This window comes from Streptomyces sp. NPDC040622 (assembly GCF_055593965.1).
In genome coordinates, this window is the sequence record NZ_JBVIXD010000012.1 from 233303 (window position 1) to 258881 (window position 25579).

Below are 25579 nucleotides of genomic sequence, written 5' to 3' on the forward strand. Positions count from 1 at the left end.
GAGTGGCGAGCACACGGTGGACGTGCAGAAGAAGATCGACGAGATCGTCCAGGCGGTCGGCAGCGCCCGGTCCATGCCCATGTCGGCCTCGTGCGTGGTCAACCGCGCCGATCTGCTCTCGATGCTCGAAGAGGTGCGCCAGGCCCTGCCGGGCTCCCTCGCCCAGGCGCAGGAGCTCATCGGAGGCCGCGAGCAGCTGGTCGAGCAGGCCCGCCAGGAGGCGGAGCGGATCATCGAGACCGCGCACGCCGAGCGCGGCTCCCTGATCTCCGACACGGAGGTCGCCCGCCGCTCCCAGGGCGAGGCCGACCGCATCCTCACCGAGGCCCGCCAGACCGCCGACGAGGTCCGCGTCGAGGCCGACGACTACGTGGACAGCAAGCTCGCCAACTTCGAGGTCGTCCTCACCAAGACGCTCGGCTCGGTCGGCCGCGGCCGCGAGAAGCTCCTCGGCACCGGACCCGGCCTCGACGAGCAGGGGTACGAGGACGAGGACGCCCCCGAGCGCAGCCACGACCCCGAGACGCTGCGCCGCAACGCCGACGCGTACGTCGACGCCAAGCTCGGCGCCTTCGAGGCGGTCCTCGCCAAGACGCTGGAGGCCGTCGGCCGCGGCCGTCAGACCCTGCACGGCCGGGCCCCCGCCGACGAGCTCGGCACCCTGGGGGAGAGCGCCGGGGCCCAGGGGCACACCACCGACGCCGAGTACCTCGCCGATCTGGCCGGACCCGCGGCCGTCGGGGAGCCCGCGCAGCAGCCCGTACGGCAGCAGCCCGTCCAGGCCCCGACCCCGCCGATCCCGGCCCAGCAGCCCTACGAGCCGGCGCACCAGGCCTACGAGCCGGTGCAGCAGCAGCCGGATCCGTACGGATACCAGCAGCAGGTCCCCTACGGGTACCAGCAGGACCCGTACGGCCAGCAGGATCCGTACGGGTACCAGCAGCACGACCAGTACGGGTATCCGCCGCAGGGCTACGACCAGCTGCAGCAGGCCCCGATGCAGGACCACACCCAGGACCACCCGCACCACCACACCCAGGACCACCCGCAGGTCCAGCCCCAGCAGCCCGCGGTGCTGGACGAGACCAGCCTCTTCGACACGACCATGATCAGCGCGGAGCAGCTGCGCGCGTACGAGCAGGGGCGTTAGCGGCACATCGGGACCGGATTGGGCCGAGAGCGGAAGGTCAAGTATCCTGGCTCTTCGGTCGCGCATACGTCCGCGACCCAGGCTGCCCACACGAGCCGCGTCCACGCGGCACCGGTGCGGCGGCCCTCCCCCGGACTTCCAGGATTCGAAAGCAGGAAAAGCCCTGAGCACGCGCCTCGACCACCGAAACCCCCTCGTGTTCGACACACACGAGCTGGGTCGGCGTCCCGGTGCCATGCAGCGGCTGACCCGCGAGATCGAGGCACCCGGTCCGCCGGGCGCCTTCGGGATCGAAGGGGTCGTCGGAGTGCCGCAGGGCGCCCCGGTCCAGCTGGAGATCCGTCTCGAGTCGGTCATGGAAGGGGTGCTTGTCACAGGCACCGCCCGTGCGTCGGCCGAGGGGGAGTGCGTAAGGTGTCTGGAGCCGCTTGAGCTGGAGCTCGACGCGGACTTCCAGGAGATGTTCTCGTACCCTGACGCCGACGACCGGGGCCGCACCGCGGAACCGGCCGACGACGCCGAGGAAGACGAGAACAGGCTCTACCTCGAGGACGGCATGTTCGACCTCGAGCCCGTGCTGCGTGATGCGGTGGTGCTCGCACTGCCGATGCAGCCGGTGTGCCAGGACGACTGTCCGGGCCTGTGCTCCCAGTGCGGAGTGCGGCTCGCGGACGACCCGGACCACCACCATGATGCCGTCGACATCCGTTGGGCGGCATTGCAGGGACTCGCTGGCACCATCCAGGACGGCGAGAAGGACGAGATGAGCGGCGCCGAAGCGGAAGCGGGCGTCGACGAGAAGCAGGAGAAGTAGCCGTGGCTGTTCCGAAGCGGAAGATGTCGCGCAGCAACACGCGCCACCGCCGGTCGCAGTGGAAGGCTGCGGTCCCCACCCTGGTTTCGTGTGAGCGTTGCCAGGAGCCCAAGCAGCAGCACATCGCGTGCCCGAGCTGCGGCACCTACAACAAGCGCCAGGTCCTCGAGGTCTGAGCGGCTGGTGAGAGGCACCGTGTCTAGCCCCAAGAAGGCGGAAGACGCCAAGAAATTGGCGGAGACAACGGCCTCGTCCCACACGCTTCTGGAAGGGCGGCTCGGGTACAAGCTCGAGTCCGCCCTTCTGGTGCGCGCGCTGACCCACCGTTCGTACGCGTACGAGAACGGCGGCCTGCCGACGAATGAGCGGCTCGAGTTCCTCGGGGACTCGGTGCTCGGTCTCGTCGTCACGGACACGCTGTACCGCACCCACCCCGACCTGCCCGAAGGCCAGCTGGCCAAGTTGCGGGCCGCGGTGGTCAATTCGCGTGCGCTGGCGGAGGTCAGTCGCGGCCTCGAACTCGGCTCCTTCATCCGGCTCGGCCGGGGCGAAGAGGGCACGGGAGGCCGGGACAAGGCATCCATCCTCGCCGACACCCTTGAAGCGGTGATCGGCGCGGTCTATCTCGACCAGGGTCTGGACGCTGCGGGCGAGCTGGTGCACCGGCTCTTCGACCCGCTGATCGAGAAGTCCTCGAACCTGGGTGCGGGCCTGGACTGGAAGACCAGTCTCCAGGAGCTCACCGCGACGGAGAGCCTCGGCGTGCCCGAGTACCTCGTCACGGAGAGCGGACCCGACCACGAGAAGACCTTTACTGCTGCCGCCCGCGTCGGAGGCGTCTCGTACGGCACCGGCACCGGCCGCAGCAAGAAGGAAGCGGAGCAGCAGGCCGCGGAGTCCGCCTGGCGTGCGATTCGCGCCGCGGCGGACGAGCGGATCAAGGCGGCCGAGGCCGCCGCTGCCGCACAGCCCGAGGGAACCGCCGACACTCCCTCGGCCTGACGGCCGCCCCTCCTTTTGGTGCCGGTCGCCCTCTGAACCAGAGGGCGGCCGGCACCGTTCTTTCCCGCGCCGCCCCGGCGGCCGTCCCGCCGTCCACCAGCCCACCACCCCGTCACCCCGGAGCGGACATGCCCGAGCTGCCCGAAGTCGAAGTCGTCCGGCGTGGTCTGGAGCGGTGGGTCAGCGGCCGGATCGTGGCCGCGGCGCAGGTGCTCCACCCGCGTGCGGTACGGCGGCACGTGGCGGGCGGGGAGGACTTCGGGGCCCGTCTCGTGGGGCACCGGATCGGGCTCGCCCAGCGGCGCGGCAAGTATCTGTGGCTGCCGCTCGCCGACACCTCGCAGTCCGTCCTGGCCCATCTGGGCATGAGCGGGCAGCTGCTCGTGCAGCCCGAAGAGGCCCCGGACGAGAAGCACTTGAGGATCCGGGTGCGGTTCGCGGACGAGCAGGGCACCGAGCTCCGCTTCGTCGACCAGCGCACGTTCGGCGGGCTCTCGCTCCACGACAACACCGCCGACGGCCTCCCGGACGTCATCGCGCACATCGCGCGGGACCCGCTCGACGACGCGTTCGACGACGACGCCTTCCATCTGGCGCTGCGCGGCCGCCGTACGACGATCAAGCGGGCGCTGCTCGACCAGTCGCTGATCAGCGGTGTCGGCAACATCTACGCGGACGAGGCGCTGTGGCGCGCCAAGCTGCACTACGAACGACCCACCGGCGCCTTCACGCGCCCGCGCACGGCCGAACTCCTGGGCCACGTGCGGGACGTGATGAACGCGGCGCTCTCCGTCGGCGGCACCAGCTTCGACAGCCTCTACGTCAACGTGAACGGCGAATCAGGCTATTTCGACCGGTCGTTGGACGCGTACGGCCGGGAGGACGAGCCGTGCCGGCGCTGCGGCACCGCGATCCGCCGACGCCCCTGGATGAACCGGTCCAGCTACTTCTGCCCCCGCTGTCAGCGGGCGCCGCGCGTCGTGTCGTAACGCTCCTGCGCCCGGCGGACCTCGTCCTGCCGCCCCTCCACGAAGTGGATCAGGGACAACAGCCGCCCGGCGATCTCCTGTCCCAGCGGGGTGAGCCGGTAGTCCACGCGCGGCGGGTTGGTCGGCTGCGCGTCCCGGTGCACCAGGCCGTCGCGCTCCAGCGCGTGCAGGGTCTGGGACAGCATCTTCTCGCTCACGCCGTCGACGCGCCGACGCAGTTCGTTGAAGCGGAGCGTGCTCTCGTGCAGGGCTCCGAGGGTGAGCGCGCCCCAGCGTCCGGTGACGTGCTCCAGCGTGCTCCGCGACGGGCACTGCCGGGAGAACACGTCGTACGCCAGGTCGGTGGATTCCATGCCGACAGCGTACTCCCGCACAGCGCTAACTATTCGGTAGTGCCGAGGGTCCCTCGGCGCGCCGGAAAGGGTGCGTCAGAAGCCGAAGTCCTGCGTCCACCACGGGCCGCCCGCCGCGAAGTGCGCTCCGACGCCGAGGGTCTTGTACTCGCAGTTGAGGATGTTGGCGCGGTGGCCTGCGCTGTTCATCCAGGCGTCCATGACGGACCGGGCGTCGGCCTGGCCCCGGGCGATGTTCTCGCCGCCCAGGTTCGAGATGCCGGCCTTCTCCGCGCGGTCCCACGGCGTCGCACCGTCCGGGTCGGTGTGGTCGAAGAAGTCGCGCGCGGCCATGTCGGCGCTGAAGTCGCCGGCCAGCTTCGCGAGCCGCTGGTCGGACCGGACGGGACGGCAGCCCGCCTTGGCCCGCTCCTGATTGACGAGCGTGAGCACCGCGGCCTCGGCCGCGCTCTCGTCGCCGGACGACGCGGAGCCCGCCGCGGGAGCCTCGGGCTTCTCCTCGGGCGTGCGCGACGGGCTCGGAGCCGACTCGTCCTTGCGGGCCTCAGTGTTCCTGTCGTTCCTGTCGTTCCTGCCGGTCCCGTCAGCGTCCGGCTCCGGTGCCGAAGGCTTCTCGGAGGGCGTCTTCGACGGCTTCGGGGCGGCCCGGGAGGGCGTGGGCTCCGGCGCCTTTGAGCGGCCGGTGCCGCGGCTCGGTGACGGCTCGCCCCGGTCGGCGGTCGAGTCCGAGCCGCCGTGGGTGTCCACCTCGGTCGGTGCGGCGGCCGAGCGCACCTTGCCGGGATCGCCCCCGCCGCCCAGCTGGTAGGTGTCGCTGCCGGGGAGTACGCCCGCGGCGACCGCGACGGCGCCCATCGCCACGGCGGCGGAGACGCCGAGCAGACCCGTGCGCACGGGGGTGGAGGCGCGGCCCTTGCGACGGTGCGACACCGTCCCCGGTGGGAATTCAGGGGTGGCGGCGGCCTGTCCAGCGCCGGAGCGTCGGTGGCGTCCCATCTCCTGTGCCTTTCGTTCTTTCGGATCTTCGTGCGTTAAGATCCAAGATCAACGTGACTCACCCATATGGGTGAGGCTCATCGAGTCGCGACTGTACGCGATGGCGCATGGGGACGAAGTGCTCCGAGAGCAATTGGCCGGTTAGCGTGCACCCATGAACGAAGACGTACGACTCACCGCCTGGGTGCGCGGGCGCGTGCAGGCCGTGGGATTCCGCTGGTTCACGCGGGCCAAGGCGCTGGAGATCGGCGCCCTGAGTGGTTTTGCTCTCAATCTGGAGGACGGCCGCGTACAGGTCGTCGCCGAGGGGCCCCGGGCCGGCTGTCAGAAGCTGCTCGACTGGCTCCGCGAGGGCGACACACCCGGGCGGGTGGACGGAGTCACCGAGATCTGGGACACACCGCGTGGCATATACGAGACCTTCGCCATTCGCTGAGCGTGACCGGGGCGAACGCGGCGGGGAGGGGGCGCCGCGGTGCCGGGGGAGTGTCCGCGGCACCTGTCTGAGGCAGGAAAAGCCTGGTGGTTGCCAAGAATCGCTTGCAGTGGCAGGCTCCGCAGGTAAGGATGATCTCCACGCCCCCAGGGCCCCGATGGAGTAGCCGCGCCGCCCGTTCCGAGGCCGCGCGCCCCCGGGCCGCCCGTCAATACGGGGTGTGATCGTGTTGACCGTCAAACTTTTTGGTGAGACTCTGAAAGCCCCGCGCACCTTAGCTGTTTGGCATGTGAGAACGGCCAGCAAGACCACGCAAGACGCAAGAGTGCCAAGCACCGCGGGTGCGATTCCCTCACGACCCACACCGCTTCGGTCGGTCACTCAGTGTGGAGGACCATCCATCATGGCAAAGGCGCTTCTCGGTTACGTCGGCGGCAGCGACCCGCGACTCCTCGCCGAGATGCGACGGCTCCAGCAGCGCGTCCAGGACCTGGAATCCGAGCTCGTTCGGATCCAGGCCGAGAACGACGAGCTCGCGGCTGCCGCTTCTCACGAATCGCTCCTGGAGAGCATCGACGTACCCCAGGCGGAGCCTGCGCTCACCTGACCACTCCTAGTGCACGAGAGCATGCGACAAGGGCCTTGCAGCAATTGCGCCCATAGGTAAGCCAAGTGGTCAGGCTGTTCGTGTCAGCCGCTTGTCTCCAGATCTGCAAGGGACGCTTCGGCGTCCCTTCTTTCTTGCTCCGGCGTCTTTGCTTGCTCCGGCGCACGCGCTTTCTTTACCGTCTGATGTGCCCTGCACCTTCATGGGTGAAACGGTCAGTGAAAGGTAGAGTCCGACGGCGTGCATCTCAAGGCCCTGACTCTGCGCGGCTTCAAGTCCTTCGCGTCGGCGACGACGCTGAAGTTCGAGCCGGGCATCACCTGCGTCGTCGGTCCCAACGGTTCCGGCAAGTCCAACGTCGTGGACGCGCTGAGCTGGGTCATGGGCGAGCAGGGCGCCAAGTCCCTGCGCGGCGGCAAGATGGAGGACGTCATCTTCGCCGGCACCACCGGGCGGCCCCCGCTCGGCCGTGCCGAGGTGTCCCTCACCATCGACAACTCCGACGGCGCCCTGCCCATCGAGTACGCCGAGGTCACCATCACGCGGATCATGTTCCGCAACGGCGGCAGCGAGTACCAGATCAACGGCGACACCTGCCGCCTCCTCGACATCCAGGAACTGCTCTCCGACTCCGGCATCGGCCGGGAGATGCACGTCATCGTCGGCCAGGGCCAGCTCGACGGGGTGCTGCACGCCGACCCGATGGGGCGGCGCGCGTTCATCGAGGAGGCCGCAGGCGTCCTCAAGCACCGCAAGCGCAAGGAGAAGGCGCTGCGCAAGCTGGATGCGATGCAGGCCAACCTCGCGCGCGTCCAGGACCTCACCGACGAACTGCGGCGCCAGCTCAAACCGCTCGGCAGGCAGGCCGCCGTGGCCCGCAGGGCCGCCGTCATCCAGGCCGACCTGCGCGACACCCGCCTGCGCCTGCTCGCCGACGACCTCGTACGGATGCGCGCGGCGCTGAACGCCGAGGTCGCCGACGAGGCCGCCCTCAAGGAGCGCAAGGAGGGCGCCGAGGCCGAGCTCAAGGCCGCCCAGAACCGCGAGGCCCGCCTGGAGGAGGAGGTGCGGCGCCTCACGCCGCGCCTGCAGCGCGCCCAGCAGACCTGGTACGAGCTGTCCCAGCTGGCCGAACGGGTGCGCGGCACCGTCTCCCTGGCCGACGCGCGGGTCAAGAGCGCCACCGCCGCGCCCCCCGAGGAACGGCGCGGCCGCGACCCCGAGGACATGGAGCGCGAGGCCGCCCGGATCCGCGAGCAGGAGGCCGAACTGGAGGCGGCGCTCGAGGCGGCCGAGCACGCCCTGGACGACACGGTCACCCACCGCGCCGACCTCGAACAGCAGCTCGCGGTCGAGGAGCGCAGGCTCAAGGACGTGGCACGGGCCATCGCCGACCGGCGCGAGGGGCTCGCACGGCTGCACGGGCAGGTCAACGCGGCCCGTTCACGGGCGGCCTCCGCCCAGGCCGAGATCGACCGGCTCGCCGTGGCGCGGGACGAGGCGGGCGAGCGCGCCGGCGCCGCCCAGGAGGAGTACGAGCAGCTCAAGGCAGAGGTCGACGGACTCGACGCGGGCGACGCGGAGCTCGGCGATCGGCACGACACGGCGAAGCGGGAGCTCGCCGACGCCGAGGCCGCGCTGAGCGCGGCGCGGGAGGCGGCCACCGCCGCCGAACGCAAGCGGGCCGCCGTCGCCGCCCGCCACGAGGCCCTCGCGCTCGGCCTGCGCCGCAAGGACGGCACCGGCGCGCTGGTCGCCGCCAAGGATCAGCTCACCGGGCTGCTCGGCCCGGCCGCCACGCTGCTCACCGTCGCCCCCGGCTACGAGGTGCCGGTCGCCGCCGCGCTCGGCGCGTGCGCCGACGCCGTCGCCGTGAACGGCCCGGCCACGGCCGCCGAGGCGATCCGCCTGCTCCGCAAGCAGGACGCAGGACGGGCCTCGCTGCTGCTCGGCGGCGCCCCCGACACCCCGCAGGCGGAACGTTCCGACGGGCCGCCGCACGTCGCCGACCTCGTACGCGGGCCCGACGACCTGATGCCCGCCGTGCGAAGGCTGCTGCGCGGGACCGTCGCCGTGGGCACGCTGGAGGACGCCGAGGACCTGGTCTACGCGCATCCGGAGCTGACCGCCGTCACCGCCGAGGGCGATCTCCTCGGGGCGCATTTCGCCCACGGCGGGTCCGCGGGGGCGCCGAGCCTGCTCGAGGTCCAGGCCTCCGTCGACGAGGCCGCCGCCGAGCTGGAGCACCTGGCGGCGCAGTGCGAGGAGTTGGCCGAGGTGCAGGAGCACGCGGGGGAGCGGCGCACCGCGTGCGCCGCGCTCGTCGAGGAGCTGGGGGAGCGGCGCAGGGCCGCCGACCGGGAGAAGTCCTCCGTGGCGCAGCAGCTGGGGCGGCTCGCCGGTCAGGCGCGGGGCGCCGCGGGCGAGGCCGAGCGCAGCACCGCCGCCGCGGCCAAGGCCCAGGACGCGCTGGACAGGGCCGTCGAGGAGGCCGAGGAGCTGGCCGAGCGGCTGACCGTCGCCGAGGAGACGCCCGTGCAGGAGGAGCCCGACACCTCCGTGCGCGACCGGCTCGCCGCCGACGGCGCCAACGCCAGGCAGACCGAGATGGAGGCCCGGCTCCAGGCCCGTACGCACGAGGAGCGGGTCAAGGCGCTCGCGGGCCGCGCCGACTCCCTGGACCGGGCCGCGCGCGCGGAACGCGAGGCACGCGCGCGTGCCGAGCAGCGCAGGGCACGCCTTCGCCACGAGGCCGCGGTCGCCGAGGCCGTCGCGTCCGGCGGGCGTCAGCTCCTCGCCCACGTCGAGGTCTCCCTCGTACGGGCGCAGGAGGAACGTACCGCCGCCGAGCGGGCCAAGGAGGTGCGGGAGCGGGATCTGGTCGCCGAGCGCAACCAGGGGCGCGATCTCAAGGCCGAGCTCGACAAGTTGACGGATTCAGTCCACCGCGGCGAGGTACTCGGTGCCGAGAAGCGGCTGCGGATCGAGCAGCTGGAGGCCAAGGCGCTGGAGGAACTCGGTGTGGAACCGGCGGGACTCGTGGCCGACTACGGCCCGGACCAGCCCGTGCCGCCCTCGCCCGCCGCCGAGGGCGAGGAGCTGCCGGAGGACCCGGAGCACCCGCGCAACAAGCCGGTGCCGTTCGTCCGGGGCGAGCAGGAGAAGCGGCTGAAGTCCGCCGAACGGGCGTATCAGCAGCTCGGGAAGGTGAACCCGCTGGCCCTCGAAGAGTTCGCGGCGCTGGAGGAACGCCACAAGTTCCTGAGCGAGCAGCTCGAAGACCTGAAGAAGACACGGGCCGACCTCCTCCAGGTGGTGAAGGAGGTCGACGAGCGGGTCGAACAGGTCTTCACCGAGGCCTACTACGACACGGCCCGGGAGTTCGAGGGCGTCTTCTCGCGGCTCTTCCCCGGCGGCGACGGCCGGCTCGTCCTGACCGACCCGGACAACATGCTGACCACCGGCATCGACGTCGAGGCCCGGCCGCCCGGCAAGAAGGTCAAGCGGCTCTCCCTGCTCTCCGGCGGTGAACGGTCCCTGACGGCCGTGGCGCTGCTCGTCTCCATCTTCAAGGCGCGGCCCAGCCCGTTCTACGTGATGGACGAGGTCGAGGCGGCGCTCGACGACACCAACCTGCAGCGGCTCATCCGCATCATGCAGGAGCTGCAGGAGGCCTCGCAGCTCATCGTGATCACGCACCAGAAGCGCACGATGGAGGTCGCCGACGCGCTGTACGGCGTCTCGATGCAGGGCGACGGCGTCTCCAAGGTCATCAGCCAGCGCCTCCGGTAGGGACCGCCCGGGCGCCCCGAAGGCCCACCCGGGTACCCCGTATCCAATACTTCAAGGCTTGAACGTATGAAGCCGCAGAGTGCCCATAAATTCACAGCAGCCCCCCTATTGACTTCGAAACTTGAAGGCATAGTCTCTGCAACGTTGCTTTTACCTTCAGGTGGTGGGCGGCGTGAAGTTGTGCGCCACTTGAAGAGCTCGCCCCCACCCCCGGCAACGCTGCCGGTGGCCCGAGGAGTACACGTGACCAGCACATCGCAGGCGCCTCAGTCCGGAGCCAGAGCGGCCCAGCCGGACCATCTCGGCCATGTCATCTTCATTACGGCGGCCGCCGCGATGGGTGGCTTCCTCTTCGGCTACGACAGTTCGGTGATCAATGGCGCGACCGTCGCCATCCAGCACCGCTTCGACGTCGATGCCAACATGCTCGGCTGGATCATCGCCACCGCGCTGCTCGGCTGTGCCATCGGCGCCGCCGTGGCGGGCCGCATCGCCGACCGCATCGGCCGCATCCGCTGCATGCAGATCGCCGCCGTCCTCTTCGCGGCCAGCGCCATCGGTTCGTCCCTGCCCTTCGCGGCCTGGGACCTGACGGTGTGGCGGCTCATCGGCGGCATCGGCATCGGCATGGCCTCCGTGATCGGCCCGGCCTACATCGCCGAGGTCGCGCCGCCCGCCTACCGCGGCCGGCTCGCCTCGTTCCAGCAGGCCGCCATCGTCATCGGCATCGCCGTCTCCCAGCTGGTCAACTGGGGAATCCTGAACATGGCGGACGGCGACCAGCGCGGCAAGCTGCTCGGCCTTGAGGCCTGGCAGTGGATGCTCGGCGTCATGGTCGTCCCGGCTCTCCTCTACGGGCTGCTGTCCTTCATCATTCCCGAGTCGCCGCGCTTTCTGATCTCGGTCGGCCGCACCGCCGAGGCGAAGAAGGTGCTCGGCGAGGTCGAGGGCACGGACATCGACCTGGACGCGCGCGCCGCCGAGATCGAGGCCGGTCTGCACCGCGAGCACAAGCCGTCCTTCAAGGACCTGCTCGGCAAGGTCGGCTTCCTGCCGATCGTCTGGATCGGCATCGGGCTCTCGGTCTTCCAGCAGCTCGTCGGCATCAACGTGATCTTCTACTACTCGAACCAGCTGTGGCAGTCGATCGGCAAGGATCCGTCCAGCTCGTTCCTGTACTCGTTCGAGACGTCGATCGTGAACATCGTCGGTACGGTCATCGCGATGATCTTCGTCGACCGGATCGGCCGCAAGCCGCTGGCGATCATCGGCTCCGCGGGCATGGCGGCGGCGCTGTTCACCATGGCCTGGGCGTTCTCGTACCGGACCGGCTCCGGTGACAACGTCTCGCTGCCCAACGCGCAGGGCCTGACCGCGATCATCGCCGCCAACGCCTTCGTGCTCTTCTTCGCCCTCTCCTGGGGCGTGGTGGTCTGGGTGTTGCTCGGCGAGATCTTCCCCAACCGGATCCGTGCCGCCGCGCTCGGTGTCGCGGCGGCCGCCCAGTGGCTCGCCAACTTCGCGATCACCAAGACCTTCCCGAGCATGTCCGAGTGGTCCCTGACCGGCTCGTACATCATCTACGGCGCGTTCGCCGCGATCTCGATCCCCTTCGTTATGAAGTTCGTCAAGGAGACGAAGGGCAAGGCCCTGGAGGAGATGGGCTAACCCCCGCTGCCCCCTCCTCTTCAGGAAGCTGCCCCGGCCGAAGGACTCGTTCTCACCTGTCCTTGAGCCGGGGCAGTACGTTTTCGCAGAAGTGGTGCAGGCTCCGCCAGCCCTCGTCGACGGGCATGCCGCCGGCGAGCGGATGCAGGACGAGGCTCTCGGCGCCGCTCTTCGCGTACGTCAGGCACTCGTCGGGCGTCAGGACGCGGTAGACGCCCTCGGCGCGCAGCTCCTCGACCGTCGTCGCCGCCGACTTCACCGCCGAGCGGATGTCCTTGGACTGCCAGGAGGCGTAGGTGCGGGCCTCGTGCAGGAAGTGCTCGCCGTGCAGGGTCCAGGTGCGGTCCGGGTCGTCCGCGATGTGCAGGAGCGGGGTCTCGGCGGCGGGCATCATCGTCCAGCCCTCGGTGCCGTGCTCCGCCAACTGCTCGTCGTAGTACGCCGCCAGCTCCGGCAGGTGGGCGCTGGGGAAGAACGGCAGGCCGAGCCGGGCCGCGCGCCGGGCCGCCGCCTTCGAGGAGCCGCCGACCAGCAGCAGCGGGTGCGGCCGGGTGAAGGGGCGCGGGGTGATGCGCACGGTGCGGTCGCGGAAGGTGAAGGGCTCGCCCGTCCAGGCCTTGAGCAGCGTCTCCAGGAGCTCGTCCTGGAGCTTTCCGCGCCGCTTCCAGTCGACACCCGACTGCTCGTACTCCTCGGGCCGGTAGCCGATGCCCGCCACCGTGACCAGGCGTCCCGCGCTCAGCAGGTCGAGTACGGCGATGTCCTCGGCGAGCCGCAGCGGGTCGTGCAGCGGCCCGATGATCGCGGACACCGTGACCGCGATGCGCCGGGTCGCGCCGAAGACGGCACCGGCGAAGGTGAAGGGCGAGGAGATCCAGTTGTTCTCGGCGCCGTGGTGCTCCTCGGTCTGGACCGTGGAGATCCCGCGGTCGTCCGCGTAGGCGGCCATCTCCAGGGCGGCCCGGTAGCGCTCGCTCAGCGAGGCGGGCGTCGCCGCGGGATCGACGAGGTTGAAACGTACGACTGTGGCGGTCATGGGAACGTCCCCCTTCACCGTGCGTGGGCGGCGGCGAAGGGGGACGTTAGTTGACGTTGTGTCAGATGGGTAGCCTCGTACGGAAGTTGGAGTACTCCGGGGGCAACTTGGCGGGGATCAGGCGGGGGTCAGGCGGAGACCAGCTCGCTGTCGCCCTCGCCCTTGCCGGTCGTGGGCGCCGCGTCCTTCTCGACGAGCGGGGTCTTCGGCAGCACCGCGTACAGCGCGGCGGCGATGACGATCGTGGTCAGCCAGCCCAGGCCGTTGCGGCCGATCCAGGACGTGGCGAGCGGGCCGCTGAACCAGTCGACCTTGGTGAAGAGCAGGCCCACCACCAGGGCGATGGCCCACGCGGCCATGGCCTGCCAGGCGAAGCCCGCCTTGTACCAGTAGGCGCTGGTGCGCCTGGTGTCCATCAGGGCCTCGCCGTCGTAGGTCTTGCGGCGCAGCATGTCGATGCCGAAGACGCCGATCCAGGCGGAGAAGGCGACGGCGAGCAGGGTCAGGAAGGAGATGAACGAGCCGATGAAGCTGGTGGCCACGTTCATCAGGAGGTAGCCGAAGACCAGGCTGATGATGGCGTTGATGGAGACGGCCCACGCGCGCGGGACCTTGATGCCGAGCGTCATCGCGGTGAAGCCCGCGGAGTACATGGACATCGAGTTGATCAGGAGCATGCCGATCAGGGCCATCAGGAGGTACGGCACCGCGATCCATGTCGGCAGGAGCTTGCCGAGGAAGGAGACCGGGTCCGACGCCTGGGACAGGCTCGGGGTGGAGACCGCCATCACGGCGCCCATCAGGACCATGGGGACGACGACGATGCCGGCGCCGCCGATCGCGTTGCCCACCAGGGCCTTGTTCGAGGCCCGGCGCGGGAGGTAGCGGGTGAAGTCGGGTCCCGTGGGGACCCAGCTGATGCCGCCCGCGGCGATGGTGCCGATGCCCGCGATCATCGCGGCGGTGGACCCCGCGGAGCGGGAGAAGACGTCCGACCAGGGGGTGTTGGCCACCAGGTAGACCAGGACGAGGACGCTGAACGCGCCGAAGAGGTACGTCGCCCAGGTGTTGCAGACGTGCAGCACCTTGCGGCCCAGGCCGCTGATGAGGAACGTGCACGCGACGAACGCGACGAGCGTCACGACGGTGAGCCAGGTGCTGGACTCGACGCCGAAGCAGATGTTCAGGACGGTGATGATCGCGTACGCGCCCGTGACCGCGTTGATCGTCTCCCAGCCCCACCGGGCGACCCAGATCAGCGCGCCGGGGAAGAGGTTGCCGCGCTGGCCGAAGACCGCGCGCGAGAGCGTCATGCCGGGAGAGCCGCCGCGCTTGCCGGCGATGGAGATCAGGCCGACCATGCCGTAGCTGAGCACCGGGGAGACGAGGGCGACGACCAGGGCCTGCCAGAAGTTGAGGCCGTTGGTCACGATGAGGCCGGCGCCCATGGTGAGCAGCAGAACACTGATGTTGGCCGCCACCCAGGTGGGGAACAGCTCACGGGTGCGGCCGGTGCGCTCGGCGTCCGGGACGGGCTCAAGGCCGCGCGTCTCGAGTGCGCCTTCGGATTCGGCGGTGGTGCTCATGGGGGTGGGTCCGTGCCTCTCGCTCGGCTCGCAACGCTGCGATCCGTCGGTGGGGGTGATCGCGATGGACTCTACGCGCGTTGATGCGGCGAGCTCCATCGTACTTTAGTCCGAGTAGTACCCTCCCAGGGCTTATGTTCTTTGGAGGAAACCACAAGATGGGCCTCTGTGGGGGCCATGGCCGATACTGGACGGGTTATGGAAATCGTCATCCTTGCTGTAGTCATCGCCGTGGTCGTGATCGGCGCGCTCGGCGGGCTCGTGATCGGCAGCCGCAAGAAGAAGCAGCTGCCCCCGCAGGCCCCGTCCAGCACGCCCACCATCACCGCCCCTCCCGCCGAACCGAAGGTCGGCGAAGAGGCCGAGACGCCGCGCGACGAACCGCGCCGCACGATCGAGGAGGTGGAACTCCCGCTCGCCGAGCCGTCGGCCCCGGTCGTCGAGGAGCCGGCCGCGCCGGAGATCGAGACCCCCGAGCCCACCGCCGGCCGCCTGGTCCGGCTCCGCGCCCGGCTCTCCCGCTCGCAGAACGCGCTCGGCAAGGGGCTGCTCACGCTGCTGTCCCGCGAGCACCTCGACGAGGACACCTGGGAGGAGATCGAGGACACGCTGCTCACCGCGGACGTCGGCGTCGCACCCACCCAGGAGCTCGTCGAGCGACTGCGCGAGCGCGTACGCGTGCTCGGCACCCGCACGCCGGACGAACTGCGCACCCTGCTCCGCGAGGAGCTCGTCGCACTCCTCGGCACGGCCGAGGGCACCGACTTCGACCGCACCGTGAAGACCGAGTCCGGCCTGGAGACGCCGGGCATCGTGATGGTCGTCGGGGTGAACGGCACCGGCAAGACCACCACCACGGGCAAGCTCGCGCGCGTCCTCGTCGCCGACGGCCGCTCGGTCGTCCTCGGCGCCGCCGACACCTTCCGCGCCGCCGCCGCCGACCAGCTGCAGACCTGGGGCGAGCGCGTCGGCGCCCGCACGGTCCGCGGGCCCGAGGGCGGCGACCCCGCGTCGATCGCCTTCGACGCGGTCAAGGAGGGCATCGCGGAGGGCGCCGACGTCGTCCTCATCGACACCGCGGGCCGGCTGCACACCAAGACCGGCCTCATGGACGAGCTCGGCAAGGTCAAGCGCGTCGTCGAGAAGCACGCCCCGCTCGACGAGGTGCTGCTCGTCCTCGACGCCACGACCGGACAGAACGGCCTGGTGCAGGCGCGGGTCTTCGCCGAGGTCGTCGACATCACGGGCATCGTCCTGACGAAGCTCGACGGCACCGCCAAGGGCGGCATCGTCGTCGCCGTCCAGCGCGAACTGGGCGTGCCGGTCAAGCTGATCGGCCTCGGCGAGGGTGCGGACGACCTGGCGCCGTTCGAGCCCGAGGCGTTCGTGGACGCGCTCATTGGCGAATGAGGGTCTGAGCGGCCGGGGCCGGACGGTCCTGAAGTGCCCTGACGGCCCTGACATGCCCTGACAGTCCTGAAAGAAGGGCCCCTCGCACGGTGCAGGTGCGAGGGGCCCTTCCGTGTGCGGGCCCGTTGCGGGCGAGCTGCCGACCGGGCCTACGCGGGCGACCGGGCCTACGCGGGTGACCGGTGCGCGACGTACGCCAGGGTGCCGAGCAGGAGGCGGGCCTGGGGCGGGTTCGTCGCCGTGTCCAGCGCGGGGGAGCGGAGCCAGTGGACCGGGCCGAGGCCGCCGCGGTCGGACGGCGGGGCGGTGATGTGGTCTCCGAGGCCCAGGCCGTGCAGGTCGAGGGCGGCGTCGTCCCAGCCCATCCGGTAGAGCAGTTGGGGGAGTTCGGCCGCGGCGCCGGGGGCGACGAAGAACTGCGCGCGGCCGTCCGGCGTGACCGCCACGGGTCCCAGGGGGAGCCCCATCCGCTCCAGCCGGACCAGGGCGCGGCGCCCGGCCGTCTCCGCCACCTCGATCACGTCGAAGGCCCGCCCCACCGGGAGCAGCACCGCCGAGCCGGGGAACTGCGCCCAGGAGTCCGTCACTTGGTCGAGCGTGGCGCCCGCGGGAACCTCGGGGGCGAAGTCCAGGGGGTGGGCGCCGGGTGCGGCGCAGCCGGCCGTCCCGCACGAGCAGGCACCGTCCTGGGCCCGCGCGCCGGGCACCGCGTCCCAGCCCCAGAGCCCGGTGTACTCGGCCACCGTGGTGCACTCCGACGTGCGGCCGCGCCGCCGTGTTCCGGTCCGGGGCTTGTCGGTACCCCGGATGCCGCCGATCGTGAAGCCCATGCCCCCTCCAACGGGTCGAGCGTGCCGCGGTTACGTGACGGAATGGGATCGTTACCCGCTGTTCTGGTCCGTTCGGCGACGGCGCCCGGTGGGCTCCCGGGTGGTGCGCCCGGCTGTACACGCCCCGGCGCACTCCGTTCCGCCCACTTTCCGTCGACCTATGTCAAGTGAATCGCTTGTGGCCGCCCGGGAGTTCATTCGAAGGGGTGGCGAATGGTGGCGTTTCCGGGATCGCCCTCGCGAGAGGGGTGATCGTAGGATTACTTTCAGTACACGGCCCCGGGAGTTCGAGCACCCGTGGGTATGCCGGAGGCAAGTCGGTTTCCTGTTCGATGGGTGACATTCTCCGGACGGGCGGCCGCAAGACGCGGCATTCTGTTAGGGCTTGGCGTGGACAGCGTGTAAGCGTCATGAGGGATGGGGGCGTTCCAGTGGGCGGCAACGGCGGAGGCGGAGTGAACGCTGAGAAGCGCCCCAACGAGATGCTCACGTCGTGGTTCGTGCGCAGTGGCTGGTCGAAGGGTGAGCTGGCCCGTCAAGTCAACCGCAGAGCACGGCAGTTGGGTGCCCACCACATTTCCACGGACACCTCGCGGGTGCGTCGCTGGCTCGACGGCGAGAATCCCCGCGAGCCGATTCCCCGCATCCTCTCCGAGCTGTTCTCCGAGCGGTTCGGCTGCGTCGTCGCCGTCGAGGACCTGGGCCTGCGCGCCGCCCACCGCACGCCCGCGTCCTCCGGCGTCGACCTGCCCTGGACCGGCCCCCAGACGGTCGCGCTCATCAGCGAGTTCTCGCGCAGCGACCTGATGCTCGCCCGCCGCGGCTTCCTCGGCACCTCGCTCGCACTCTCCGCGGGCCCCGCGCTCATCGAGCCCATGCAGCGCTGGCTGGTGCCCTCGCCGACCGCCGCGCCGTCCGCGGAGCCCGAGTCCGCCGCGCTGCGCCGCCCCGCGCGGCTGTCCAAGCCGGAGCTCGACCTCCTGGAGTCCACGACGGTGATGTTCCGCCAGTGGGACGCCCAGTGCGGGGGAGGGCTGCGGCGCAAGGCCGTCGTCGGGCAGTTGCACGAGGTGACGGACCTGCTCCAGGAGCCCCAGCCCGAGGCCACCTCCCGGCGCCTGTTCAAGGTCGCGGGCGAACTGGCCGAGCTGGCAGGCTGGATGAGCTACGACGTGGGCCTGCAGCCCACCGCCCAGAAGTACTTCGTCCTGGCGCTGCACGCCGCGAAGGAGGCGGGCGAGAAGCCCCTCGGGTCGTACATCCTCTCCAGCATGAGCCGCCAGATGATCCACCTCGGCCGGCCCGACGACGCGCTCGAACTGATCCACCTCGCGCAGTACGGCAGCCGGGACGTGGCGAGCCCGCGCACCCAGGCCATGCTGTATGCGATGGAGGCCCGGGCGTACGCCAGCATGGGCCAGCCCGGCAAGTGCAAGCGGGCCGTGCGGATGGCCGAGGACACCTTCGCCGACGCCGAGGAGTTCACCGAGCCCGAGCCGGACTGGATCCGCTTCTTCTCCGAGGCCGAGCTCAACGGGGAGAACGCCCACTCGTACCGCGACCTGGCCTACGTGGCAGGCCGCAGCCCCACGTACGCCTCGCTCGCCGAGCCCGTCATGGACCGCGCCGTGGAGCTCTTCCAGAAGGACCTGGAGCACCAGCGTTCGTACGCGCTGAACCTCATCGGCAAAGCCACCGTCCACCTGCTTCAACGCGAGCCCGAGCAGAGCACCGTCCTGACCGGACAGGCCCTCGACATCGCCAAGAAGGTCCGCTCCGAGCGGGTCAACACCCGCCTGCGCAAGACCGTCGACACCGCCGTGCGGGACTTCGGGGACGTCGCCGAAGTCGTCCAGATCACCGAGCGGCTCGCCCTTGAGATGCCGGAGACCGCGGAGGCGGTCTGAAGCCCGGCACACCCGGCCCCGGCCGCGGCAGGACCATCCCGAACAGCCCGACTCGGCTCCCCCGCGCCAGGTCAGCCGGATGGCCGCCGCGGCCGGTTCTCATCGTGTGCGCAGGGTAGGAAATCGCACCCCGCGCGACCCGGCAGTTCATGGACGCGTAACACGTACGACCTCTTCGTCACTGCGGCGAAACACCGAGGGGCACGCGCCGAAACCGCGCTGCGCCAATCTCTGGCGCACAACCGGCCCACCGCCCCGCGCTCCCCGAGCAGGGGCCCCTCGGCACCGCACAGGCTTCGCCCGCACGGGCCGCATACGACGACGAGGAGACGCCGATGCCCCCAGGCATCACGATCGCCGCAGACGCCCCCGAGCTGTCTGCCGCCAATACCGGGTTCATGCTCATCTGTTCCGCCCTGGTGATGCTCATGACGCCGGGTCTCGCCTTCTTCTACGGAGGCATGGTCCGCGTCAAGAGCACCCTGAACATGCTGATGATGAGCTTCATCAGCCTGGGGATCGTCACCATCCTGTGGGTGCTGTACGGCTTCTCCGTCGCGTTCGGCACCGACCACGGCAGCCTCCTCGGCTGGGAGGGCGACTACGTCGGGCTCAGCGGCCTCGGCATCAACCAACTCTGGGACGGCTACACCATCCCGGTCTACGTCTTCGCCGTCTTCCAGCTGATGTTCGCGATCATCACCCCCGCGCTGATCAGCGGCGCCCTCGCGGACCGCGTGAAGTTCACGGCCTGGGCGCTGTTCATCGCCCTGTGGGCCACCGTCGTGTACTTCCCCGTCGCCCACTGGGTCTGGGGCACCGGCGGCTGGGCCTTCGAGCTCGGCGTCATCGACTTCGCGGGCGGCACGGCCGTGCACATCAACGCCGGTGCCGCGGCGCTCGGCGTGATCCTCGTCATCGGCAAGCGCGTCGGCTTCAAGAAGGACCCGATGCGGCCGCACTCGCTGCCGCTCGTGATGCTCGGCGCGGCCCTGCTCTGGTTCGGCTGGTTCGGCTTCAACGCCGGCTCGTGGCTGGGCAACGACGACGGCGTCGGCGCGCTCATGTTCGTCAACACACAGGTCGCCACCGCCGCCGCCATGCTCGCCTGGCTCCTCTACGAGAAGCTCCGGCACGGCGCCTTCACCACGCTGGGCGCGGCCTCCGGCGCCGTCGCCGGGCTCGTCGCCATCACCCCGTCCGGCGGCTCCTGCTCACCGCTCGGCGCCATCGCCATCGGTGCCATCGCCGGTCTGCTCTGCGCCATGGCCGTCGGACTCAAGTTCAAGTTCGGCTACGACGACTCCCTCGACGTCGTCGGCGTCCACCTGGTCGGCGGCATCGTGGGCTCGGTCCTCGTCGGCTTCTTCGCCACCGGCGGCGGCCAGTCCGACGCCGAGGGCCTCTTCTACGGCGGCGGCCTGACCCAGCTGTGGAAGCAGCTCGCCGGGGTCGGCGCGGTCCTCGCGTACTCCCTGATCGCCTCCGCGATCCTCGCCCTCCTCATCGACAAGACGATCGGGATGCGGGTCGAGGAGGACGACGAGGTCGCGGGCATCGACCAGGTCGAACACGCCGAGACGGCCTACGACTTCAGCGGCGCGGGCGGCGGCACCGCCCCGCGCACGGCGGCGGTGCCCGCCCCCGACGGCGCTCAGGACCGTGCCCAGGCCCAGCGGAACAAGAAGGTGGACGCATGAAGCTCATCACCGCGGTCGTCAAGCCGCACCGGCTCGACGAGATCAAGGAAGCCCTGCAGGCCTTCGGCGTCCAGGGCCTGACCGTCACCGAGGCCAGCGGCTACGGGCGCCAGCGCGGCCACACCGAGGTCTACCGGGGCGCCGAATACACCGTCGACCTCGTGCCGAAGATCCGCATCGAGGTGCTCGTCGAGGACGACGACGCCGAACAGCTCCTCGAAGTCGTGGTGAAGGCCGCCCGAACCGGCAAGATCGGGGACGGCAAGGTCTGGAGCGTCCCGGTCGACACGGCCGTCCGGGTGCGAACCGGGGAGCGCGGGCCCGACGCGTTGTGAACCCCGCCCGCGCGGGCAGGGCTGAACGGAACCGAGCGTGACGGCACAAGGCTGAGCGGGACCGAGCACGACAGAGCAGTACAGAACAGGAGCTGCCGGGTGACGAGTGTGGACGTATCTACCGAATCGGAATCGGAAGACTCCGGACCCAGCGGCTACGCGGCGGCCCGGCTGCGACTCCTCCAGGAGGAGTCGCGGTCCGGGCCGCCGCGCCGTTCCTCCCTCGCCGAACTGACGGACGCGTGGCTGGCCGGGCTCTTCCGGTCCGGCGGCGAGGCCGCGGGCGTGCCCCGGGGCGCCGCACTCGTCGCCGTCGGCGGCTACGGCCGCGGCGAGCTGTCGCCCCGCAGCGACCTGGACCTCCTCCTCCTGCACGACGGGAACGCGGACGTCGCCGAGGTGGCCGCCCTCGCCGACCGCCTCTGGTACCCCGTCTGGGACCTCGGGCTCGACCTCGACCACTCCGTGCGCACGCCCGCCGAGGCCAGGAAGACCGCGGGCGACGACCTCAAGGTGCACCTCGGGCTCCTCGACGCACGCCACCTCGCGGGCGACCTCGGACTGACGGCCTCGCTGCGCACCACCGTGCTCGCCGACTGGCGCAACCAGGCGCCGAAACGACTGCCCGAACTGCGCGAGCTGTGCGAGGAACGTGCCGAGCGCCAGGGCGAGTTGAGCTACCTCCTCGAACCCGACCTGAAGGAGGCGCGGGGCGGCCTGCGGGACGCCACCGCGCTGCGGGCCGTCGCCGCGTCCTGGCTCGCGGACGCCCCGCGCGAAGGGCTCGCCGACGCCCGGCGACGCCTCCTCGACGTGCGTGACGCCCTGCACCTCGCGACGGGCCGGGCCACCGACCGGCTCGCCCTCCAGGAACAGGACCAGGTCGCCGCCGAGCTGGGCCTGCTGGATGCCGACACCCTGCTGCGACAGGTGTACGAGGCCGCCCGCGTCGTCTCGTACGCGGGCGACGTCACCTGGCGCGAGGTCGGGCGCGTGCTGCGGGCGCGGTCCGTACGGCCGAGGCTGCGGGCCATGCTGGGCGGTGGCCGGGGAGCCACTGCCGAGCGCTCGCCGCTCGCCGAGGGGGTCGTCGAACAGGACGGCGAGGCCGTGCTCGCCCGCGCCGCCCGCCCCGAACGGGACCCCGTCCTGCCGCTGCGCGCCGCCGCGGCCGCCGCACAGGCCGGCCTCCCGCTGTCGCTGCACGCCGTACGCCGCCTCGCCGCGGCGGCGCGGCCCCTGCCCACGCCGTGGCCCGCCGAGGCGCGCGAGCAGCTCGTGACGCTGCTCGGCGCGGGGCGGCCGACCGTCGCGGTGTGGGAGGCACTGGAGGCCGAGGGCCTCGTCACGCGGCTGCTGCCCGACTGGGAGCGGGTGCGGTGCAGGCCCCAGCGGAACGCCGTCCACACGTGGACGGTCGACCGCCATCTCGTGGAGACGGCGGTCCGCGCATCCGAACTCACCCGGCGGGTGGGCCGTCCCGACCTGCTGCTCGTCGCCGCGCTGCTGCACGACATCGGCAAGGGCTGGCCCGGGGACCACTCCGCCGCCGGGGAGATCATCGCGCGCGACGTCGCGACGCGGATCGGCTTCGACCGGTCCGACGTGGCGGTTCTCGCCTGCCTCGTCCGCCACCACCTGCTCCTCGTGGAGACCGCCACCCGGCGTGACCTCGACGACCCGGCGACGGTGCGGGGCGTGGCCGAGGCGGTGGGTTCCGTGGGGACACTGGAGCTGCTGCACGCGCTGACCGAGGCGGACGCGCTGGCCACGGGGCCGGCGGCGTGGTCGGCGTGGCGGGGGGCGCTGGTCGCCGACCTGGTGAAGCGGGTCGCCGCGGTGCTGTCCGGGTCCGCGCCGGAGGAGGCCGAGGACGCGGCGCCCACGGCCGAGCAGGAGCGGCTCGCGGTGGAGGCGTTCCGCACGGGGGGCCCGGTGCTGGCGCTGCGCGCGCGGGTAGAGGCAGAGGGCGAGGTCGGCGACCGGTCGGTCGCGTCGGGTGCCTCAGGTTCGGACGGGGTTTCCGAGCCGGTCGGGGTGGAGTTGCTGGTCGCGGTGCCGGATCAGCCGGGGGTGCTGTCGGCGGTGGCGGGGGTGCTGGCGATGCATCGGCTCACCGTGCGGGCCGCGGAGCTGCGGGGGGTGACGTTGCCTTCCGGCGTCGGGTCCCGTGTGGCGGTGGGCGTGCCCCGTGACACCTCGGTGCTCCTGCTGAGCTGGCGGGTGGCCGCGGAGTTCGGTTCGCTGCCGCAGGCCGCGCGGTTGCGGGCGGATCTGGCGCGGGCGCTCGACGGCTCCCTGGACATCGAGGCGAGGCTGGCGGAGCGGGAGGCGGCGTACCCCCGTCGCCGGGGCACGCTCGCTCCACCGGCACGGGTGACGGTGGCACCGGCGGCCTCGCGCCACGCGACGGTGATCGAGGTACGGGCCCAGGACGCGCCGGGACTGCTGCATCGGATCGGGCGGGCGTTGGAGGCGGCGGGGGTGGTGGTGCGGAGCGCGCACGTGTCGACGCTGGGGGCGAACGCGGTGGACGCGTTCTATGTGACGGGGGTGGATGGGGTGCCGTTGGCGGGGGAGCGGGCCGTGGGGGTGGCTCGGGGGGTGGAAGGGGTGCTGCGGGGGTAGGCCTGGGGCCCGGCGGTGTCGCCTGGGGTTCGTCTGTGGGGCGGGGTCGCGGGGGTATGTACGTACTCGCTATCCCTGCGCCACGCTGCACGAACAAAGACGCCATTGTTTCCTCGGTGCTCCGTGCGCACATACCCCCGCGCCCCCTCGGGCGCGTGTGCGGCTGCGGCCCGGCGGGGGCTTTTCGGGCAAGCCCCGCAGGGCCGGTGCCTCCTGGGGGTCTCGGGTGTGGCCTCGGGTGGGGCGGTGCCTCAGGGGGGCTTTGGGCGGGTCGGCGCCTCGAGGGTGCGGCGGGCCGTTGCCTCCTGGGGCGTGGAGGCGGCGGGCCGTTGCTTTTAGGGGTACGGGGGCGGCGAGCTGTTGCTTTCAGGGGCGCGGGGAACTGCGCGACAAGCCACAGCGGACCCGCAGTCGCCCACGCAGCGCGGCCCGCAACGGCGAGTGGGTCTTTAGGGGCGCGGGGAACTGCGCAAAAGGCCACGACGAACCCGCACCCGCCCAGGCAGGGCAACCCCCACCCACCCCGCACTGCCCAACGCCCCCCGGCGAGAACAATCTCGACCACCGCTCCAGGCACCCGCGGTCGGCAGATACTCTGGAAGGCGACCTGTCCCCCTTCCCCCGACCCGAGGATTCGCGACCGCCGTGTTCGATACTCTCTCCGACCGCCTCGCAGCGACATTCAAGAACCTCCGGGGCAAGGGCCGCCTGTCCGAGGCGGACATCGACGCCACGGCCCGCGAGATCCGCATCGCCCTGCTCGAGGCGGACGTCGCCCTGCCCGTCGTCCGCGCCTTCATCAAGCAGGTCAAGGAGCGCGCGGCCGGCGCCGAGGTTTCCCAGGCCCTCAACCCCGCCCAGCAGGTCATCAAGATCGTCAATGAGGAGCTCATTGGCATTCTGGGTGGCGAGACGCGCCGCCTGCGGTTCGCCAAGACCGGGCCGACCGTGATCATGCTCGCGGGTCTGCAGGGTGCCGGTAAGACGACCCTCGCGGGAAAGCTCGGTCTCTGGCTGAAGGGGCAGGGCCACTCGCCGCTGCTCGTCGCCTGTGACCTGCAGCGCCCCAACGCCGTCAACCAGCTGAGCGTCGTCGCGGAGCGCGCGGGCGTCGGCGTCTACGCCCCCCAGCCGGGCAACGGCGTCGGTGACCCCGTCCAGGTCGCCAAGGACTCCATCGAGTTCGCGAAGACCAAGCAGTACGACGTCGTCATCGTCGACACCGCCGGCCGCCTCGGCATCGACCAGGAGCTGATGCAGCAGGCCGCGGACATCCGCGACGCCGTCAGCCCCGACGAGGTGCTCTTCGTCGTCGACGCCATGATCGGCCAGGACGCCGTCAACACCGCGGAGGCCTTCCGCGACGGCGTCGGCTTCGACGGTGTCGTGCTCTCCAAGCTCGACGGTGACGCCCGCGGTGGTGCCGCGCTCTCGATCGCGCAGGTCACCGGGCGCCAGATCATGTTCGCCTCGAACGGCGAGAAGCTGGACGACTTCGACGCGTTCCACCCGGACCGCATGGCGTCGCGCATCCTCGGCATGGGCGACATGCTCACGCTGATCGAGAAGGCCGAGCAGACCTTCTCGCAGCAAGAGGCCGAGAAGATGGCCGAGAAGCTGGCCTCCAAGAAGGGCCAGGACTTCACGCTCGACGACTTCCTGGCCCAGATGGAGCAGGTCAGGAAGATGGGCAGCATCAGCAAGCTGCTCGGGATGATGCCCGGCATGGGGCAGATCAAGGACCAGATCAACAACCTCGACGAGCGGGACGTGGACCGCACGGCCGCGATCATCAAGTCGATGACGCCCGCCGAGCGCCAGGAGCCGACGCTCATCAACGGCTCGCGCCGTGCCCGTATCGCCAAGGGTTCCGGTGTCGACGTCAGTGCCGTGAAGAACCTGGTCGAGCGGTTCTTCGAGGCGCGGAAGATGATGTCCCGCATGGCCCAGGGCGGTGGAATGCCGGGTATGCCCGGGATGCCGGGCATGGGTGGTGGCCCCGGCAAGCAGAAGAAGAAGCAGAAGCAGGCCAAGGGCAAGCGCAAGTCGGGCAACCCGATGAAGCGCAAGCAGGAGGAGCAGGAGGCGGCCGCGCGCCGCGAGGCGGCCGGTCAGGCCGGCGGTGCCCTCGGCCTTCCGGGCGGCCAGCAGGCCAAGGACTTCGAGCTGCCCGACGAGTTCAAGAAGTTCATGGGCTGAGGCCGGTGTGGGGGCGGGCGTCGGCTCGTCTCCTCGAGGCCTGGGGGCCTGTACGTCGTGTGGGCGTCCCTCTGCGGAGGGGCGCCTCCGGCGTTTTCCGGGGCGGCTCGGAGCGGGTGCCCGGGTTCGATTTCTGACGTA

The 25579-nt window shown here is 71.0% G+C and carries 20 protein-coding genes; 15 read left to right on the forward strand and 5 right to left on the reverse strand.

What is annotated here, in order from left to right; genetic code table 11:
• Positions 1 to 16: 16 nt before the first annotated feature.
• The 5 genes from ACZ592_RS32615 to mutM all read left to right on the forward strand — a co-directional run bounded on the left by ACZ592_RS32615 (position 17) and on the right by mutM (position 3955).
• The gene (locus tag ACZ592_RS32615; RefSeq protein WP_471585281.1) at positions 17 to 1150 is read left to right on the forward strand and encodes a cell division initiation protein; all 1134 of its coding nucleotides are present in this window, start codon (positions 17 to 19) and stop codon (positions 1148 to 1150) included.
• 163 nt (positions 1151 to 1313) lie between these two features.
• On the forward strand, positions 1314 to 1964 hold the full coding sequence (locus ACZ592_RS32620) for a YceD family protein (RefSeq protein WP_471585354.1): 651 nt from the start codon (positions 1314 to 1316) through the stop codon (positions 1962 to 1964).
• A gap of 2 nt (positions 1965 to 1966) precedes the next feature.
• Positions 1967 to 2140 carry a 50S ribosomal protein L32 gene (gene rpmF, locus ACZ592_RS32625; protein WP_026165248.1) on the forward strand — a complete coding sequence of 58 codons (174 nt, stop codon included), beginning with the start codon at positions 1967 to 1969 and terminating at the stop codon, positions 2138 to 2140.
• Between the two features lie 7 nt (positions 2141 to 2147).
• Positions 2148 to 2966: a ribonuclease III gene (gene rnc, locus ACZ592_RS32630; protein ID WP_471585282.1), complete on the forward strand. Its 819-nt coding sequence runs from the start codon at positions 2148 to 2150 to the stop codon at positions 2964 to 2966.
• 128 nt (positions 2967 to 3094) lie between these two features.
• Positions 3095 to 3955: a bifunctional DNA-formamidopyrimidine glycosylase/DNA-(apurinic or apyrimidinic site) lyase gene (gene mutM / locus ACZ592_RS32635; RefSeq protein ID WP_471585283.1), complete on the forward strand. Its 861-nt coding sequence runs from the start codon at positions 3095 to 3097 to the stop codon at positions 3953 to 3955.
• Here mutM and ACZ592_RS32640 read toward each other — a convergent pair.
• Both ACZ592_RS32640 and ACZ592_RS32645 read right to left on the reverse strand, forming a co-directional pair.
• Positions 3928 to 4308 carry a winged helix-turn-helix transcriptional regulator gene (locus ACZ592_RS32640; protein WP_471585284.1) on the reverse strand — a complete coding sequence of 127 codons (381 nt, stop codon included), beginning with the start codon at positions 4306 to 4308 and terminating at the stop codon, positions 3928 to 3930. The two genes, mutM and ACZ592_RS32640, sit on opposite strands and share 28 nt — an antisense overlap.
• A 75-nt stretch (positions 4309 to 4383) precedes the next feature.
• Positions 4384 to 5238 (reverse strand): CAP domain-containing protein, encoded by an 855-nt coding sequence (locus ACZ592_RS32645; RefSeq protein ID WP_471585285.1) that lies wholly within the window; start codon positions 5236 to 5238, stop codon positions 4384 to 4386.
• Between the two features lie 220 nt (positions 5239 to 5458).
• Between ACZ592_RS32645 and ACZ592_RS32650 the strand changes: the two genes are divergently transcribed.
• From ACZ592_RS32650 to ACZ592_RS32665, 4 genes are all read left to right on the forward strand, one after another.
• Positions 5459 to 5740: an acylphosphatase gene (locus ACZ592_RS32650; protein WP_471585286.1), complete on the forward strand. Its 282-nt coding sequence runs from the start codon at positions 5459 to 5461 to the stop codon at positions 5738 to 5740.
• Positions 5741 to 6143: 403 nt separating this feature from the next.
• Positions 6144 to 6347 (forward strand): hypothetical protein, encoded by a 204-nt coding sequence (locus ACZ592_RS32655; RefSeq protein ID WP_471585287.1) that lies wholly within the window; start codon positions 6144 to 6146, stop codon positions 6345 to 6347.
• Positions 6348 to 6587: 240 nt separating this feature from the next.
• Complete coding sequence (gene smc, locus ACZ592_RS32660; protein WP_471585288.1) at positions 6588 to 10139, forward strand: chromosome segregation protein SMC; 3552 nt, start codon at positions 6588 to 6590, stop codon at positions 10137 to 10139.
• A 243-nt stretch (positions 10140 to 10382) separates the two neighbouring features.
• Positions 10383 to 11807: a sugar porter family MFS transporter gene (locus ACZ592_RS32665; protein WP_471585289.1), complete on the forward strand. Its 1425-nt coding sequence runs from the start codon at positions 10383 to 10385 to the stop codon at positions 11805 to 11807.
• Positions 11808 to 11859: 52 nt separating this feature from the next.
• Here ACZ592_RS32665 and ACZ592_RS32670 read toward each other — a convergent pair whose 3' ends face one another.
• Together ACZ592_RS32670 and ACZ592_RS32675 are read right to left on the reverse strand one after the other, a co-directional pair.
• Complete coding sequence (locus tag ACZ592_RS32670; RefSeq protein WP_471585290.1) at positions 11860 to 12843, reverse strand: LLM class flavin-dependent oxidoreductase; 984 nt, start codon at positions 12841 to 12843, stop codon at positions 11860 to 11862.
• Between the two features lie 128 nt (positions 12844 to 12971).
• Positions 12972 to 14429 (reverse strand): purine-cytosine permease family protein, encoded by a 1458-nt coding sequence (locus ACZ592_RS32675; RefSeq protein WP_471585291.1) that lies wholly within the window; start codon positions 14427 to 14429, stop codon positions 12972 to 12974.
• A gap of 198 nt (positions 14430 to 14627) precedes the next feature.
• On the opposite strand from ACZ592_RS32675, the gene ftsY reads away from it, so the two are divergent.
• Entirely contained in the window at positions 14628 to 15839 is a 1212-nt protein-coding gene (ftsY, locus tag ACZ592_RS32680; RefSeq protein ID WP_471585292.1) for a signal recognition particle-docking protein FtsY, read from the forward strand.
• Between the two features lie 167 nt (positions 15840 to 16006).
• Here ftsY and ACZ592_RS32685 read toward each other — a convergent pair whose 3' ends face one another.
• Positions 16007 to 16669: a bifunctional DNA primase/polymerase gene (locus tag ACZ592_RS32685; protein ID WP_471585293.1), complete on the reverse strand. Its 663-nt coding sequence runs from the start codon at positions 16667 to 16669 to the stop codon at positions 16007 to 16009.
• Positions 16670 to 17100: 431 nt separating this feature from the next.
• Between ACZ592_RS32685 and nsdA the strand changes: the two genes are divergently transcribed.
• The 5 genes from nsdA to ffh all read left to right on the forward strand — a co-directional run bounded on the left by nsdA (position 17101) and on the right by ffh (position 25438).
• Positions 17101 to 18576, forward strand: coding sequence for a transcriptional repressor NsdA (nsdA, locus tag ACZ592_RS32690; protein ID WP_471585294.1), 1476 nt, complete (start codon positions 17101 to 17103; stop codon positions 18574 to 18576).
• Positions 18577 to 18911: 335 nt separating this feature from the next.
• Positions 18912 to 20276 carry an ammonium transporter gene (locus ACZ592_RS32695; RefSeq protein WP_471585295.1) on the forward strand — a complete coding sequence of 455 codons (1365 nt, stop codon included), beginning with the start codon at positions 18912 to 18914 and terminating at the stop codon, positions 20274 to 20276.
• A complete protein-coding gene (locus ACZ592_RS32700; RefSeq protein ID WP_055698112.1) occupies positions 20273 to 20611 on the forward strand; it encodes a P-II family nitrogen regulator in 339 nt (112 codons plus the stop codon). Before ACZ592_RS32695 ends, ACZ592_RS32700 begins: the two co-directional genes overlap by 4 nt.
• 99 nt (positions 20612 to 20710) lie before the next feature.
• Positions 20711 to 23239 (forward strand): [protein-PII] uridylyltransferase, encoded by a 2529-nt coding sequence (locus tag ACZ592_RS32705; protein WP_471585296.1) that lies wholly within the window; start codon positions 20711 to 20713, stop codon positions 23237 to 23239.
• A gap of 645 nt (positions 23240 to 23884) precedes the next feature.
• Complete coding sequence (gene ffh / locus ACZ592_RS32710; RefSeq protein ID WP_471585297.1) at positions 23885 to 25438, forward strand: signal recognition particle protein; 1554 nt, start codon at positions 23885 to 23887, stop codon at positions 25436 to 25438.
• The last annotated feature ends 141 nt before the right edge of the window (positions 25439 to 25579 follow it).